The 15,542-nt window shown below is 58.0% G+C and carries 16 protein-coding genes; 4 read left to right on the plus strand and 12 right to left on the minus strand.

Annotated elements, in window-relative coordinates; all coding sequences use genetic code 11:
- Nucleotides 1-226 precede the first annotated feature (226 nt).
- A complete protein-coding gene (locus JJQ51_RS02475) occupies nucleotides 227-412 on the plus strand; it encodes a hypothetical protein (RefSeq protein WP_145634617.1) in 186 nt (61 codons plus the stop codon).
- Nucleotides 413-444: 32 nt separating this feature from the next.
- Here the strand turns inward: JJQ51_RS02475 and JJQ51_RS02480 are convergent, their stop codons facing one another.
- The 10 genes from JJQ51_RS02480 to JJQ51_RS02525 form a co-directional block, all read right to left on the minus strand.
- A complete protein-coding gene (locus JJQ51_RS02480) occupies nucleotides 445-1,449 on the minus strand; it encodes an inorganic phosphate transporter (protein WP_145323093.1) in 1,005 nt (334 codons plus the stop codon).
- Entirely contained in the window at nucleotides 1,449-2,066 is a 618-nt protein-coding gene (locus tag JJQ51_RS02485) for a DUF47 domain-containing protein (RefSeq protein WP_145634702.1), read from the minus strand. Before JJQ51_RS02485 ends, JJQ51_RS02480 begins: the two co-directional genes overlap by 1 nt.
- Nucleotides 2,067-2,207: 141 nt before the next feature.
- Nucleotides 2,208-3,260: a sn-glycerol-3-phosphate import ATP-binding protein UgpC gene (locus JJQ51_RS02490; protein WP_145634614.1), complete on the minus strand. Its 1,053-nt coding sequence runs from the start codon at nucleotides 3,258-3,260 to the stop codon at nucleotides 2,208-2,210.
- Complete coding sequence (gene ugpE, locus JJQ51_RS02495) at nucleotides 3,260-4,108, minus strand: sn-glycerol-3-phosphate ABC transporter permease UgpE (RefSeq protein ID WP_113353098.1); 849 nt, start codon at nucleotides 4,106-4,108, stop codon at nucleotides 3,260-3,262. Before ugpE ends, JJQ51_RS02490 begins: the two co-directional genes overlap by 1 nt.
- 9 nt (nucleotides 4,109-4,117) lie before the next feature.
- The gene (ugpA, locus tag JJQ51_RS02500; RefSeq protein ID WP_113353099.1) at nucleotides 4,118-4,999 is read right to left on the minus strand and encodes a sn-glycerol-3-phosphate ABC transporter permease UgpA; all 882 of its coding nucleotides are present in this window, start codon (nucleotides 4,997-4,999) and stop codon (nucleotides 4,118-4,120) included.
- A 67-nt stretch (nucleotides 5,000-5,066) separates the two neighbouring features.
- Entirely contained in the window at nucleotides 5,067-6,377 is a 1,311-nt protein-coding gene (gene ugpB, locus JJQ51_RS02505) for a sn-glycerol-3-phosphate ABC transporter substrate-binding protein UgpB (protein WP_368518497.1), read from the minus strand.
- A 156-nt stretch (nucleotides 6,378-6,533) separates the two neighbouring features.
- Nucleotides 6,534-7,334, minus strand: coding sequence for an inositol monophosphatase family protein (locus JJQ51_RS02510; protein ID WP_152094076.1), 801 nt, complete (start codon nucleotides 7,332-7,334; stop codon nucleotides 6,534-6,536).
- A 37-nt stretch (nucleotides 7,335-7,371) separates the two neighbouring features.
- Nucleotides 7,372-8,436, minus strand: a complete 1,065-nt coding sequence (locus tag JJQ51_RS02515; protein WP_152095204.1) for an ABC transporter ATP-binding protein — start codon at nucleotides 8,434-8,436, stop codon at nucleotides 7,372-7,374.
- Nucleotides 8,433-10,670 (minus strand): ABC transporter permease, encoded by a 2,238-nt coding sequence (locus JJQ51_RS02520; RefSeq protein ID WP_269244238.1) that lies wholly within the window; start codon nucleotides 10,668-10,670, stop codon nucleotides 8,433-8,435. Before JJQ51_RS02520 ends, JJQ51_RS02515 begins: the two co-directional genes overlap by 4 nt.
- Nucleotides 10,671-10,760: 90 nt before the next feature.
- Complete coding sequence (locus JJQ51_RS02525) at nucleotides 10,761-11,789, minus strand: ABC transporter substrate-binding protein (RefSeq protein WP_269244239.1); 1,029 nt, start codon at nucleotides 11,787-11,789, stop codon at nucleotides 10,761-10,763.
- A gap of 153 nt (nucleotides 11,790-11,942) precedes the next feature.
- Between JJQ51_RS02525 and JJQ51_RS02530 the strand changes: the two genes are divergently transcribed.
- The 3 genes from JJQ51_RS02530 (at nucleotide 11,943) to JJQ51_RS32840 (ending at nucleotide 14,051) form a co-directional block, all read left to right on the plus strand.
- A complete protein-coding gene (locus JJQ51_RS02530) occupies nucleotides 11,943-12,983 on the plus strand; it encodes a LacI family DNA-binding transcriptional regulator (RefSeq protein ID WP_210296337.1) in 1,041 nt (346 codons plus the stop codon).
- A 30-nt stretch (nucleotides 12,984-13,013) separates the two neighbouring features.
- Nucleotides 13,014-13,529, plus strand: coding sequence for an NUDIX hydrolase (locus JJQ51_RS02535; protein ID WP_183810305.1), 516 nt, complete (start codon nucleotides 13,014-13,016; stop codon nucleotides 13,527-13,529).
- Between the two features lie 252 nt (nucleotides 13,530-13,781).
- Complete coding sequence (locus JJQ51_RS32840; protein ID WP_331275822.1) at nucleotides 13,782-14,051, plus strand: DUF6714 family protein; 270 nt, start codon at nucleotides 13,782-13,784, stop codon at nucleotides 14,049-14,051.
- A gap of 151 nt (nucleotides 14,052-14,202) precedes the next feature.
- On the opposite strand, the gene JJQ51_RS02540 is transcribed toward JJQ51_RS32840, so the two are convergent.
- Together JJQ51_RS02540 and JJQ51_RS02545 are read right to left on the minus strand one after the other, a co-directional pair.
- Entirely contained in the window at nucleotides 14,203-14,721 is a 519-nt protein-coding gene (locus JJQ51_RS02540; protein ID WP_113353107.1) for a sigma-70 family RNA polymerase sigma factor, read from the minus strand.
- A gap of 435 nt (nucleotides 14,722-15,156) precedes the next feature.
- Nucleotides 15,157-15,522 carry a hypothetical protein gene (locus JJQ51_RS02545; RefSeq protein WP_145323086.1) on the minus strand — a complete coding sequence of 122 codons (366 nt, stop codon included), beginning with the start codon at nucleotides 15,520-15,522 and terminating at the stop codon, nucleotides 15,157-15,159.
- Between the last annotated feature and the right edge of the window lie 20 nt (nucleotides 15,523-15,542).

Consider the following 15,542-nt stretch of genomic DNA (forward strand, 5'->3'; position numbering starts at 1 on the left):
GTCAGCGCTTCCGCCGCGGGCTGGTTAACAGTCGAACGACCGAAGGTAGATGGTTCAGATCTTCTTAAGCACAACTATTCGTCGAGGTGGGGCAGCAATATCGTCGGAAAAACGACATTATTCGAGATCCGAAATGCCAAGCCTTTCGATCATCCAGACGATGCTTGGGAACCATCTCAACGCGGAATAGTTCCGTCCGGCGGATGACCACCTGGAAAGGGCTGTCATGAAGAAGCGGAAACATGAAGAGATGACGGATCCCCCTCGCTCGCGACCAGCGAAATATGAGGAGACCGAGGGCGCGACCGGTGCGGTCGAAAGGCCGGCCATCCCGCCGGTCATGAAAAAGGGAGAGAAGCCGTCTTCCAAGAAAAACAAGCACAAGGACGATGCCGGCGGGCAAGGGGACTGAACCTCGCGGTTGCGCAATAGGGCTTGGCGGCTTTATCCCACCCAGTTCGTGATCCAGTAGGCTATTGCCGAGATAGCCGCCGCCGCGGGCAGGGTTATTATCCATGCGACGACGATATTGCTCGCCAATCCCCATCGAACCGCCGAGATCCGCCGCGCGGCGCCGACACCGACGATTGCGCCCGTGATCGTATGGGTCGTCGAGACCGGGATGCCAAGCCATGTCGCGGCGAACAAGGTCAAGGCGCCACCGGTCTCAGCGCAAAAGCCCTGCATTGGATTGAGCCTCGTGATCTTCGAGCCCATCGTGTGCACGATCCGCCAACCGCCAAACAGTGTTCCGAGCGCCATCGCGGACTGACAGGATAACACCACCCACAGGGGCACGTGGAACTCCGCTCCGGTATGACCTTGGGAGTAGAGCAGTACGGCGATGATGCCCATGGTCTTCTGGGCGTCGTTTCCGCCATGGCCGAGGGAGTAGAGAGAAGCGGAGACGAATTGCAGGACGCGGAAGGTGCTGTCGACGGCGAAAGGCGTCTGGCGAACGAATATCCATGTCACGCATAGCACGAGGAAGAGCGCGAGCACGAAGCCAAGCAGTGGCGACATGACGATGGCACCGGCCGTCTTAAGCAGGCCGGACCAAACAATGGCATCCATGCCAATCTTCGCCACGCCGGCACCTACGAGGCCACCGACCAGAGCATGCGACGAGCTTGATGGGATGCCCAGTACCCAAGTCACGATATTCCATATGATCGCCCCCATCAGGGCGGCGAAGATGACCTGTGGCGTGACTATGTTGGGATCGATAATGCCGGTGCCGAGGGTTTCGGCGACGTGGAGCCCGAAGAACAGGAAAGCGATGAAATTGAAGAATGCGGCCCATAACACGGCGTATTGCGGTCGCAGGACCCGGGTCGAGACGATGGTGGCAATTGAGTTGGCTGCGTCGTGCAGCCCATTCAAAAAATCGAAGAACAATGCCACCGCGATGAGGCCCACCAGCAATGGGAAAGCGAGAGTGGCCTCCATCAGACGTTCTCGATTACGATGCCGTTGATTTCATTGGCAACATCCTCGAAACGGTCGACGACCTTCTCCAATTCACCAAAGATCTCGCTGCCGATGATGTATGCCATTGGATTGGTGCCGCCATATCGGCGAAAGAGATCTTTTAGACCTTGATCATGTAGCTCATCGGAGCGACCTTCGACCTTTACAACCTCTTCGGTGAGCGCGCTGAGGCGAGAAGAGTTGGCACTCATGCGATCAAGGAGAGGGATTGCCTCGGCTACCAGTTTTGCGGCCTCGACGATCGCCTTGCCCATTTCCTGCATACCGGGATCAAAGCTGTCCTGTTCGAATAGCCGGATCGTCTTGACCGTCTTGTGCATCATGTCGATCGCATCGTCCATTGACATGATGAGATCCTTGATGTCGCCACGGTCAAAGGGCGTGATGAAACTGCGCCGAGTGGCAAGCAGAACTTCGCGCGTGATGTCATCGGCCTCGTTCTCGAGCTCAACAATGCGCTGGCAGTGCTGCTCCGTGTCTTTGCCGGCCAGCAATTCGTTCAGAGCTTCCGCCGCGCTGACGATCGTGCGCGAATGTCGAGAGAAAAGATCAAAAAACCGGTCTTCTCTCGGCATCAGTCTACGAAACCAGTTCACTTTCCGCACTCCAAACAGGCGTTGTCATAAATCCGTCATAAATGAGGAGGCCCGACATGGAAAGCCGAGACATCCCCAAAACGGCGCTCTCTGACAGCCTCATCACAAGATTTGAACTGCTTATGCGCGGTCTAATCGGTTCCCGTGACCGTCGAAGAAATGCAGGCTCTCGGCGGAAGCGGTAACCACGCATTCTGTGTCCATTGCGAGCCGGGACCGCCCCGAAACTCGAAAGACGACGGTTTGGCCGTCCGCCAGGGTGCCGTAGACATAGCTCTCCGCCCCGACGAGCTCCACCGCCTGGATACGCACTTTCGCGCTGAAAGCCGCATCGCTCGCACCGCCGGCCAGGTGAAGATCCTCGGGCCGGACGCCGACCGTCATGTCAGCGGCGCCAAGGCGGCTGTCAGGCGAAAGCACAATTGTGCTGTTTTCGGTAGGTTTCAGAAGATTCATCGAAGGCGAGCCTATGAAGGTCGCAACGAAGGTCGTGGCCGGTCGTTCATAGAGCTCGATGGGTGTGCCGACCTGCTCGATCCGTCCGCCATTCAAGACGACCAGGCGATCGGCCAGCGTCATGGCCTCCATCTGGTCATGGGTGACATAGACGCTCGTGGTCGCGAGAGATCGTTGCAGCCGTTTGATCTCGACACGCATTTGCACCCGCAGCTTGGCATCGAGATTGGAAAGCGGCTCGTCGAACAGAAACGCCGCCGGCTCGCGCACGATGGCACGACCCATCGCTACGCGTTGCCGCTGACCGCCGGAGAGTTGACGTGGTCTGCGCTCAAGGAGGGGTTCGATTTCAAGCGATCGTGCCGCTGATTGGATGCGCTGGTCTATTTCGGCTGCTGGGACATTCCTGTTCTTCAGGCCATATGCCAAATTCTGTCGCACCGTCATGTGCGGATAAAGCGCATAGTTCTGAAAGACCATCGCGATGTCGCGCTCCGAGGGTTCCAGACGATTGACGATACGACTGCCTATGTTGATTTCGCCTGAGGTGATGGCTTCAAGGCCTGCGATCATGCGCAGGAGCGTGGACTTGCCGCAGCCGGAAGGCCCGACCAGGACGATAAGTTCGCCATCGGCGATATCGAGCGACACGCCCTTGATCGCGTCGACGTTGCCGCCGTAACTTTTGCGGACGTCCTTGAGAGTGATCCCGGCCATTATTTCTCCGTCTCCACCAGACCTTTGACGAACCAGCGCTGCATCAGCACCACGACGAGGATGGGCGGAATGATCGCCAAGATCGCCGTTACCATCACAAAATTCCACGGTGTCGCCGCGTCGGCGAAATCCACCATCTTCCGGAGCCCGATGATGATCGTCGACATCTTCGCGTCATTCGTGACCAATAGTGGCCACAAATATTGCGTCCAGCCATAGATGAAGAGGATCACGAACAAGGCGGCGATATTGGTTTTCGATAGCGGCAACAGGATATCGCGCATGAAGCGGAATGGGCCGGCATTGTCGATGCGGGCGGCTTCAAGGAGTTCACCCGGCACCGTCAAGAAGAACTGCCGAAACAGGAACGTCGCGGTCGCTGATGCCATCAGCGGCAGGGTCAGGCCGGCATAAGTGTCGATCATGCCGAGATCCACGATGACCTTGTAGGTCGGCAGGATGCGTACTTCCACCGGCAGCATCAACGTGACGAAGATCATCCAGAAGAACACCATCCGCAGCGGAAAGCGGAAGAAGACAATGGCGAAGGCCGAGAGAAAGGAGATCGCGATCTTGCCGGCGGCGATGATGACAGCGACAACAAACGTGTTCCAGAGCATCCGTTCAAGGCTGACGCCGACCACGCGCTCGACACCGCCGTTCAGCGCCTCGCCATAGTTCTCGACGAAATGGCCGCCGGGCAGCAGGAAGATCGGCGGCCGCAAAATCTCGGCCGACGTCATCGTCGAGGCAACGAAGGTGTAATAGATCGGGAAGGCGACGATGATAATGCCGATGACCAGCATCAGATGGCCGATGAGATTGGCGACGGGACGCTTTTCGATCATCGGTAATCCTCACGCATAATGCACACGCTTCTCGACGAAGCGGAATTGGAATGCCGTCAGCGCTATGACAATCACCATGAGGATGACGGACTGAGCCGCGGAAGAGCCGAGGTTGAGATTGACGAAGCCGTCATTGTAGACCTTGTAGACGAGGGTCTCCGTCGCCTTCGCCGGCCCGCCGCCGGTGACGGCATGGATGATGCCGAAGGTGTCGAAGAAGGCGTAGACCGTGTTGACCACCAGGAGAAAGAAGGTCGTCGGCGCAAGCAGGGGAAAGACGATCGTCCAGAAGCGCCGGTTGCCGCGGGCGCCGTCGATGGATGCGGCTTCCAGCAACGATTTTGGGATTGCCTGCAGTCCGGCAACGAAGAACAGGAAATTATAGCTAATCTGCTTCCAGGCGGCGGCGATGATGACCAGCACCATGGCCTGATTGCCGTTCAGCAGGGGGTCCCAGGCAAGTCCGTTGCGACGCAGGATATAGGCCAAGGTACCCATTGCAGGATTGAACATGAAGAGCCAGAGCATGCCGGCGACGGCGGGTGCGACGGCATAAGGCCAAATCAGCAGCGTTCGATAGAGTGTCTGGCCGCGCACCACCTTGTCGGCGGCGGTTGCAAGCGCGAGCGCGACGCTCATCGACAGCAGCGCCGTCGCGATACTGAAGATCACCGTCACCTGGAGGGAATGCAGGTAGGTCTCGTCGGATAAGATGGTGCGAAAATTCGCAAGCCCTACGAAGCCGCTCTTCAGTCCGAAAGGGTCTTCGCGCTGCGTCGATTGATAAAGCGCCTGGCTTGCCGGCCAGAAGAAGAACACGATCGTCAGGACGATTTGTGGCGCGACGAGGAAATAGGGTAGGATCTTGTTGGGAAAGACAACGCGCTGCACGGCGATCTCCTAGGACGAGAAAACGGCCCGCAGCTTTGTCGGCCGCGGGTCAAATCGCATCAGCCCATCAATTGCCAATGGCTTGCTGGATAGCGGCATCGCCACGCTGGACAGCCTTGTCGAGCGCCGTCTTGGCATCTTCCTTGCCGGCCAGCATCGCCTCGAACTCCTCGTTCATGATATCGCGTACCTGCGGCAGGTTGACGAGGCGAACGCCCTTGGAGTTGGCCGTCGGCGCCTTGCCGAGCATTTGCAGGATCGGCGTTTCGCGGCCGGGATTCTTGTCATAGAAGCCGGATTTTTTTGTTTCCTCATAGGCGGCCATCGTCACCGGCAGGTATCCGGAAACCTGATGCAGGCGTGCCTGGATCTTGGTCTGAGACAGGAAATGGAAGAATTCGGCAATGCCCTTGTATTCTGTGTCGCTCTTGCCGGCAAACACCCAGAGGCTGGCGCCGCCGGGAATGGTATTCTGTGGGCGGCCTTCGCCTTCGTAGTAAGGTAATTGGCCAATACCGTAATTCATGCCGCTCTTGATGATGTCGCCGAGGCCTCCCGACGATTCCGTCAGAATGCCGCATTCTCCCGAGGTAAAGAGCTGCTTTGCCTCCGATGTGCGGCCGCCATAGCGGAAGGTGCCATCCTTGGCGAGATCGGCGATCGACTGGAAATGCTGGACGAAGAGAGGCGTATTCAACGCCAGCTTGACGTCGGTGCCTCCGAGACCATTTTCGTTGGAGCCATAGCTGATATTGTTCCAGGCGGCGAAATTCTCGGTCTGAATCCAGGTCAGCCAGGTCGAGGTGAGGCCGCAGGCCGATGCCCCGCTCGACTTGATCTTCTTGGCGGCGTCGAAAACCTCCGGCCAGGTTTTCGGCGGGTGCTCGGGGTCGAGCCCGGCCTTCCTAAAGGTATCCTTGTTGTAATAGAGGATCGGTGAAGACGAATTATAGGGGAAGGACAGCATCGTGCCATCCGGCTTGGAATAGTAGGAAACGATACCGGGCAGGTAGAGCGACTTGTCGAATGTATAGCCGCCCTTTTTCAGAACTTCAGCCGCCGGCATGATCGCGCCTTCCGCACCCATCATCACGCCACTGCCGGCGTCGAAGACCTGCAGGATCGCCGGCGCCTGCTTGGCGCGAAACGCCGCAATACCGGCATTCAGCGCTTCCGGATAGGTGCCCTTGAACACCGGAACAATCTTATAGTCCTTCTGGCCGTCGTTGAATTCCTTGGCCAGTTGCTCGACGACTTCGTTGTTGGCACCCGACATGGCATGCCACCATTGCAGTTCGGTCACTGCAAGCGCGTGCGACGTCCCTCCGAATGAAATGGCAGCCGCTACAAGGCAGCTCCACGCGAGGCGATTAGGCATTTTTCCTCCCATTATGATCCCTTCCATGAAACGATTGGCTAACCCTCCTTGATCAGCCAGTCCGCTTTGCGCAGCGTGGCCACCCGATTTGGCGGCAGATTTGCAAGCGCGTTCATTTAAACTAATGCCTACTCGGCTGTTGTCTACCGGGAAAACTTATAAGCCAGCTATCTTTTTAAGATCATCGATCGCACCCGGGGCGGCACCCAGAACCACCGATCCCTTGGTCAGACGTTCACCTTCCGTCGGAAAGGGATGGTACCAGCCGCCGGCTTCCTGCACGAGGCAATAGCCGGCCAGGCAATCCCAGGCATGCATATAGGGTTCGTAATAGCCGACCAAACGGCCGGCGGCGACATAGGCGAGCATCAAGGCGCCCGAGCCGTTGCGGATGAAATTGCCGCCGGCTTCGAGAACCTGCTCGACCATCTTCGCGACAAAGGCCGGTGAGACATGGTTGTTGGCGCCGATGCCGGTCACGGCGTTACGGATGTTGCGCGATACATCCAGCTTGAGGCTCTTGCCGTTCAAGGTGGCACCCTTGCCGTGCGCGGCGACGTAAAGCTCATCGTGGCATGGTGCGGAGATGACGCCGATCACGGGAATGCCGTCATGCAATACCGCGATGGAAACGCACCAGTTCGGCATGCCGCTGACGAAGGGACTTGTGCCATCGATCGGATCGACGACCCAGGTGTAGCCGGAGCTGCCCGTTTCCAGACCATATTCCTCGCCGAGAATGCTATCTTGCGGGTGCGCTTCATGGATGCGTCCACGGATGAGATTTTCAACCTCCCGGTCGGCGATCGAAACGACATCCTGCGGGTCGCGCTTGGTTTCGATGATCAGGGTCTCGCGGCGCTTGAAATAGTCGAGCGCGAGCTTGCCGGCCTCACGGGCGATGGTCTCGGCAAGGGCGAGACGTGCTTCGAGATCGGCGAGGGGAGCGGAGGTCATGCAATTATGTCCTTAATCGTCTGATGTTTGACGGCAATCAGCCGCTGATGACGGCAATGCCGCGATCCTTGAAAGCGATCGTGACATCGGTGTTGGGAGGAAGGGCGGAATCGACCGTGGCATCGACAACGAAGAGCGATCCGCGATCGGTCTTTACCTCATACTCGACATGATCGCCGAGATAGGCGGAATGAGTGATCTGGCCATGGAACTGGCCGTTGCCTGTCCTTGGCGTCAGAATGATCGCGTTCGGCCGGACGGCAAGCTGGGCGGGGCCGTGTTTGACTGAACGGTTGCTGATCCTGTGGCGAAGTCCTTCGATGGCGATTGTGATACCATCGTTGTCGGTTTCGACAACGTCGCACGGCATGACATTGGCCTCGCCCATGAAGTCGGCGATAAAGGCGGACGCCGGGGCATCGTAGAGTTCGCGCGGCGCACCTTGCTGAGCGATACCGCCATCCTTCATGACGATGATGCGATCGGAAACGGCGAGCGCTTCGTCCTGGTCATGGGTCACATAGACGGCGGTAAAGCCAAGCCGTTGCTGCAATTCCCGAATATCCGTCCGCACGCGCCGGCGCAGCCGGGCATCAAGATTGGAAAGCGGCTCATCGAGAAGCAGAACCTGCGGCTCAACGACGAGCGCACGGGCCACGGCGACGCGCTGCTGCTGGCCACCGGAGAGCTCGGCCGGAAGACGCGAGCCCATGCCGGCAAGGCCGACAAGACCAAGCGCACCCTCCGCCTTCTCGCGCGCTTGCCTGCGTTTCATGCCGGAGGATTCCAATCCATAGGCGACATTGTCGAGCGCCGTCATATGCGGAAACAAGGCATAACTCTGGAAGACCATCGAGACGTCCCGCTCGTTTGCCGGAAGCATGGTGACATCCTTGCCGCCGATCAGAATGCGGCCGGAGGAGGGATGTTCCAGCCCCGCCAGCATGCGAAGCGTCGTCGTCTTGCCGCAGCCGGAGGGGCCGAGCAGGGTGACGAGCGTGCCGGGCTCGATGGTGAGCGAGAGATCGGGAATGGCCGTGAACGCTCCGAAGGTTTTTCGAACATTCTCGAAGACGACGGAACCGGGAGCCTTCGGATTCATGCGGTTTTCTCCTGAACGAGGGATGTAGGCGCGGTCGGCGACGGTATTATCGCGACACGGTTCACGCGCCGCAGCCGCCTTTCTCCGACGAGCAGCTGGAACCCGGCGATGACTGATATCATGACGACGATAAGCGCGGAGGAATAAGCGATCGCGACGCCATATTCGCCGTTTTCGACCAGACCGACGATATAGGCAGTGGACATGTTGTACTGGGCGCTGACGAGGAAAATAACTGCGCTGATCGAGGTGATGGCCCGTACAAAGGAATAGACCAGCGCCGCGGTGATCGCCGGCCGCAGCAGCGGCAGGATCACCTTCCGAATGGTGCGCAGGCTGTCGGCTCGCAATGTCAGCGATGCTTCATCGAGGCTTTTGTCGAGCTGGCTCATGGCGGCAACGCCACCGCGCACACCGACCGGCATGTTACGAAACACGAAGCAGGCAACGAGAATCAGCGCCGTTCCGGTCATCTCCAGGGGCGGCAGGTTAAAGGCCATGATGTAGCTAATGCCGATGACCGTGCCGGGGATGGCAAAGCTCATCATCAGCGCGAATTCGAACAGGCCGCGACCGACGAATTTCTGGCGCACGATCAGATAAGCCGTCAGCAGGCCGACGGCAGCCGTCAAGGGCGCGGAGATCAGGGCGATCTCTATCGTCGTCCAAAAGGAGTTCCATGCAACGCCGGTCCAGGCAAGACCGCCATCGTCGCGCAGGCCGATCGAGAAGGCCTTGACGTAATGTTCCACCGTCAGCGTGTTGTCGAGACCCCAAGTGCGGACAAAGCCGCCGAAGAGGATCATGAGGTAGACGACGACGGTAAAGATCATCCAAGGGATGACGAGCGCATGGACGGCGATGGAGAGGCCGCGGGGCAGGGCGCCATGAGCGCCTGAATCTCCCTTGCCTGTGACCGTCGCAAAGCTCTTGCCCTGTAGCCACAGGCGTTGCGCGAGGAAGGCGCTCAGTGTGAAGACGAGCAGGATCATGGCAAGGACCGCCGCGCGTGAAGGATCGTTCTGTGCGCCGACGACACTGAAGAAAATCTCCGTCGACAGAACTCCGTGGCTGCCGCCGAGAACCATCGGATTGCCGAAATCGGCCATGCTTTCGATGAAGCCGATCAGGAAGGCGTTTGCGAGGCCTGGTTTCATCAGCGGCAGGGACACCCGCCAGAAGGTGCGCCAACGATTGGCGCGTAAAGTTTGAGAAGCCTCTTCCATCGAGGGGCTGACGCCTTCGACCACGCCGATGAGGACAAGAAAGGAAATCGGCGTGAAGGAGAGAACCTGCGCGATCCAAATGCCGGTCAGGCCATAGAGCCAGCGGCTGGGTTCCGTTCCGAAGATCGAAGCCGCGGCCTGTGTCACGACGCCGGCCCGTCCGAACAGCAGGGTCAGCGCGAGACCGACCACGAAGGGCGGCGTGATAATCGGCAGGATCGTGAGAAGCCTCAGTCCCTTCTTGAAGGGAAAGCGGGTGCGGGTGGCGACAAGCGCAAAGCAGAGCCCGAGCAAGGTCGACGCGCTTGCCGTCAGGATAGCAAGCCAAAGCGTGCGCCAGGCGACGCCGCAGCGGTCGCCGCCGACAATGCAGCTGAGGCTCCAGATCGACGGGTCCTGAATGTTCGTCGTGAAGCCGCTGGGATCGAAGGATCCGTCGAACGACTGGAAGGCTCCGACGAACATGCTGCCGACGGGATAAAAGACGAAGATCGCGACAAGGACGATCAGCATGGTAATGGCGCTGACGACGAAAGCATCTCCCTTCATCGCGCCGCGTTCGGCAAGGCCGAAGGAAAAGAACAGGACGAAGACGATGCCAAGGATAATGGCGCCGGCACCCATCGCTGGCTGGCCGTCCGCCAGCGCACCGAAGATGGTCTCGAAGATCGACCAACTCCAGCCCGACGGTGTGATCGCTAGTCCCTGCAGCGACAAAAAGGCAAAACCCAACGCACCGGCGAGCGCCATCAGCGCACCGCGCGGCATCGCTTCGGAGATGAAGCGCGCGATGCCACCGAGCATAAGGAGCCCGGCGGCGATCGCGAGCCACCATCGACCGTGACTGACGATTTGCAGGATTCCAGGCGCTGTGGAGGGGTCGCCGGGAAAGCCGCTCAGCCAGCCAAGGCCGAAGAAGCCGCCCTCTATGCGATACCATGGGAGTAGTATCAGGGCGGCAATGCCGAAGATCAGCGTAACATCCAGCCGGCGTTTGCTATTGGTCATGGTCGGATTCGCATCCCGTTCAGCAAAAATCAGAGATGACGCAGGCCGGTTGCACGAGGAGCCGGCCTGCGAGGGCAATCGAAAAAGCCGTCAGTTGGCCTTGGCGCCGATTTCCCTGTCCCATCGGGCAAGCAGCGCCTTACGGATCGTGGGATCGCCGTATTTCTTGAAGTCGTAGTCGATCAGCTTTATCTCCTCGAATTTCGGGGCCTCCTTCGGCACCTCGGCCGACTTGTTGGAGGGAAGCTGGTAGGACTTGGCATCCTTCATATGCGATTGTGCCTCGGCGCTGACTGCCCAGTCGTACCACTTCTTGGCGTTGTCGAGATTTCTGGCGCCCTTGATGATCGACATGGAGCCGATCTCGTAACCCGTGCCCTCGCACGGTGCCACCGCCTTGATGGGAAAGCCTTCGACGGTCTGTGCAACCGCGTCATGCATGAAAACGATGCCGATCGTCGATTCCCCGCGCGCTGCCGCTTTCACCGGGGCGGAGCCCGACTTGGTATATTGCGAGACATTGGCATTGAGCTTCGAAAGATAATCGAAGGCCTTGTCCTCGCCCATGATCTGCACGAGTGTCGCCAAAGTATTGTAGGACGTTCCCGACGAGTTCGGATTGGCAATCTGGATCTCGCCCTTAAAGGAGGGGTCAAGAAGGTCGGCCCAGCATTTAGGCTCCTTCAAGCCCTTCTTCCTCAAGATATCCGTGTTATAGCCCCAGCCAAGCGCTCCCGCATAAACGCCGACCGTGCGGAAATTGGCGCTTTCGGCCTGCTTCTTCGCCCAATCCTGAAGCTGGTCGAAAAGCGGTGATTTATATTCCAGCGTCAGGCCCTCGGCCGCGGCTTGCAAATGCGGGTCACCGGTTCCCGCCCACCAGATATCCGTCTTCGGATTGCGCGCCTCGGCGCGGATCTTGGCGTAGGTTTCGCCGGCCGAAAGCCGAACCATATTGACCTTGATGTCGCTTTGCTTCTCGAAGAGCCCCTTCATCAGGTCGCAAACTTCGGGATCCGCCGAGCAGATCACGTTCAAATCGCCCGCGGCATGCGCCGACCAGGCAATAAGCGAAATTCCCGCGGCAAGGGCTGTCGCGGCCATGTTGACCAATCGCATGATGTCCTCCTACTTTACGGCGCCTCCACGCCGAGCGCTTTTTGCAAGCGCGTGCAAATGCTGCATTGGTTATCTCACACTGTCAACTACCGCTGTCATAAAAGTTTCACAAAACCACCGAGATCACCATATTGCACGCGATTGCAAACTATGATGGAGTTTGGATGGAAGAGGAGAGGCGGTGTGTCGCAACGAGATTTTGTCAGTGCCGAGGAAGTTGCGCGGCGGGCGGGTGTTTCGCGCTCGGCGGTTTCTCGCGCATTCACGCCAGGGGCGAGCGTTTCGGAGGCCACCCGCCAAAAGGTTCTGCGGGCGGCGGAGGAGCTTGGATATCAGGTCAATCATCTCGCCCGCGGGCTGATGCGCAATGAAAGCGGCATCGTCTGTCTGATTGTCTCGGAGGTGGCGACACCTTATCGGTCTGCATTGCTGCGCGAGCTGACACAGCAGCTGCAGATCGTCGGCAAGGTCGCCATGCTCGTCAATACCGACCGCTCCGACGGCAGCGTCGATCGCGCGCTTCAGCAGGCGATCCGATATAGGGCGGATGCATCGATCATTCTCTCAGGCCTGCCCGACAAGTCGATCACGCAGCTCTGCCTGAGAAACGGCCAGCGCCTCGTTCTGATCAACAGAGACGACGATCAACCGGGACCCTTGCGGATCAATCTCGACGATCACGAGGCGGCAGGGCGCGTTGTGACCGCTTTCGTTCGCGCCGGCTGCACCAGGCTGGCGTTCGCGAACTCGGAAGCCGGCACGCCGAGTTTGATGGCGCGTGAGGCCGGTTTCATCGCGGCGGCGAAGGCCCATGGACTGGATGTGATCGTCGAACGATATGGCTGGACCGGATACGAGGCTGGCAAGGTCGTCGCGCAGCGGCTGCTGACCCTAAGCGAACGACCGGACGCGGTGTTTTGTGCAACCGATCTGCTGGCCTGCGGCCTCATGGACGCGGCACGGCACCAGTTTTCGCTTTCGATCCCGGATCAGCTCTGCGTCGTCGGCTTCGACGATATTGAGCAGGCCTCATGGTCGTCCTATGATTTGACGACCTTTGCTCAGCCCGTGGTGGCAATCGCACGACAGGCTGTGACATGGCTGGGCGAGAGCCCGTCATCGGACAGGCTCGAGGGCCATTCCGTAACATTGCACGCCGAATTGGCTTGGCGAGGCTCGGTTAGAGGAGGATAGGGCGCTGGATAGGCTGATAAGTTGAATGATATGACATCAAAAAAAGACAGCGGCAAGCCAACATTCCCCAAATCAAAGCACCTGCTGCAACAGCTGGCACGCACGCCGGAACAGCTGTTTTCCAGTGCGTTTCGAAACCAATATGGCGCGCTTTGTTTTCGCTACAAGGAGGGCGGTGACGAGATCGAAGTTCTGGTGATTACCTCGCGTGAAAGCGGGCGCTGGATCGTGCCGAAAGGCTGGCCCATGAAAGGCAAGGAGCCTCACGAGGCAGCCGCCATCGAAGCATGGGAGGAAGCTGGTGTCCGCGGCAAGGTGAGAAGAGCGCCGATCGGCCGATACACCTATCTGAAAGAACTTGACGACGGAAAAGTCGTGCCATGCGTCGTTGACCTGTTTCAAGTGGAAGTGAAAGAAATCCGGAATGAGTTCAAGGAGCGAGGCCAGCGGCGGGTCGATTGGGTCAGTCTCGACGAGGCGGCTAGACGCGTACGTGAAATTGAGCTCAAATCTCTGCTCATCAACTTTAGGCCTCAGCGAAAATAAACGTTGGAAATCAGAAACTTCAGAACCACAGGTCCTGGCCAACACCTGATCACATAGACTTCGGACTGTTCTCGCCCGCAATCAACCTGAACGATTTCTAGTGTTCAGGTTCGCGGAGGCCGGAAGGTTCGTTGACCGGGCTCCAGTTTGAGGGCACCGAACGCGGAGCTTGGCCAACATCGCACGGTGACGGAGCGCACCATTGAACGGGCGCCTCCTTTGATCAAACCGGTGTCTGATCTCCCAAAGAAGGTGAGAGCCGCCAAAAGAGATGCGTTTGCGGGAGCCACCTTGGACAAGGGCCCTGGTAAGGTGCAGGCGCTTGACGATTACGCGAGCAACGAGGTTCGTGCCGCATGTCGGGCCGATGATGGGAAGGGCGGCTGGACCGCGATCGCCCCAGAGATTCTCAACAAGCACTCCAGCAGCCCGTCGTTTTTCGATGCCAAGGGGATGCGATGTCATTTGCCTGCATATCAGGAAGCATATTCCTTGCCTCATGCGCCTGGTCGTAGCCCATAGCCAATCTCTGCCCCCTCCTTTCTAGAGACAGGCGGAACCATCCAGCAAATGTGCTGTCGTCGACACGACGGACTGTCCAGACATCGCGCTCGGTTCTCTCAGTCTCCGGAGGTGAACCCAAGCTCCATTCGCGCGCAGGTCACAAAGGATCTTACTGGATCGAGGCGGCACTACGTATCGAATTCTCGCCGAGGATTTTAACCAAGGTCGCGCGTGCGCGTGACACGCGGCTTTTAATCGTCCCGATCTCGCACCCGGAAAGTCTCGCCGCATCGTCATATGACAAACCATCGACAATCATAAGAAGTGCGTCTCGTTGATATGTGGGAAGGCGAGCTAAGGCAGAACGGACGTCGGCCGTATAAATGCAGAGCTGCTGGCGGCCTGCTACTGGAATTTCGAAAAGTCCATCATCACTATTACGAAGCTGGACCCGTTTTTGGCGCTTGTATTCGGTCATGTAGGTGTTTCGCATAATGGTGAATGCCCAGCTCCTGAGCTTGGTTCCCGGAGTGAAGCTATCGAGATGGGCAAGCATTTTGCCGACAGTCTCCTGCGTGAGGTCGTCGACATCGGTCTCGCTAAAAACGAACCGTCGGGCAAAGTTGCGCAAGGCTGGCAGCAGGGCGACAACTTCGTCCTGCAATGTAGAACATGCGGTTATGAGCATTTGATTTATCCTCCTGGATAAATCTGCAATGCTTACTCGCCTAGCTTGTTCCCCTTTCATATTTTCCGTACGCAAGCAGACAAAACTATGTTCGGATAATTACAGAGAGCTTGTCCTTTCCGATCACGACCCAGCATGTTTTCCCATCTAGGTTTGATATCAGTGCAGTGTTCACAAAAGACATCGCATCATCGTATTTGCAGCTAGAAAGACGATAGGAATCGCCGCAGCATCGCCTTGTTCTTGGTGGTCAATCAGCATTATTCGCTGACTTGAAAATATGGCGAATCCGCTTCGCGAGTTGTCTTCACAAGATATATTCGATTGTGACTTTGGTCTTGTTTCGATCGCAATGGCGGGCTTTATAATTGTCAATTCATCTACGAATGATCCGAAAGCGAAATGAGACGATCGGTAATGTAGGCGCTAATCCGCTTAGCGGATATGCCTCGAAGCAGACCCAACGGCTGTCGCAAGGAGCGGTCTTGCCGCGATCATCATGAGGCTGAGAGGTAGCCGTCGAAGGACGCGCCCTGTTATGAAGGCCGCCAGTGATGCTGCGGATAACTTCAGCCATGGATAAGCTCCAAGTTGGTCATGCGCAGAGGCATCAACCAATCGGATTCCACTCCAGGCGACATTCCTTGCCCGATATTTAATCGTCAGCAGTCGAATTCGCACGATTGCAATTTCGGTTCGTAGCTCCAGCAATCGCAGCTGGAGCTTCTCGCGAGGGCCGATCTCTGCCTGGTGATGGGTTTCGAGTTTAGCTGTATCCTCGAGGCTGTCATTCTGATTCATCTGGTACTCTCCCTTGTGGC

This window comes from Rhizobium sp. AG207R (assembly GCF_027109195.1).
Taxonomy (GTDB): Bacteria; Pseudomonadota; Alphaproteobacteria; order Rhizobiales; family Rhizobiaceae; genus Rhizobium; species Rhizobium dioscoreae.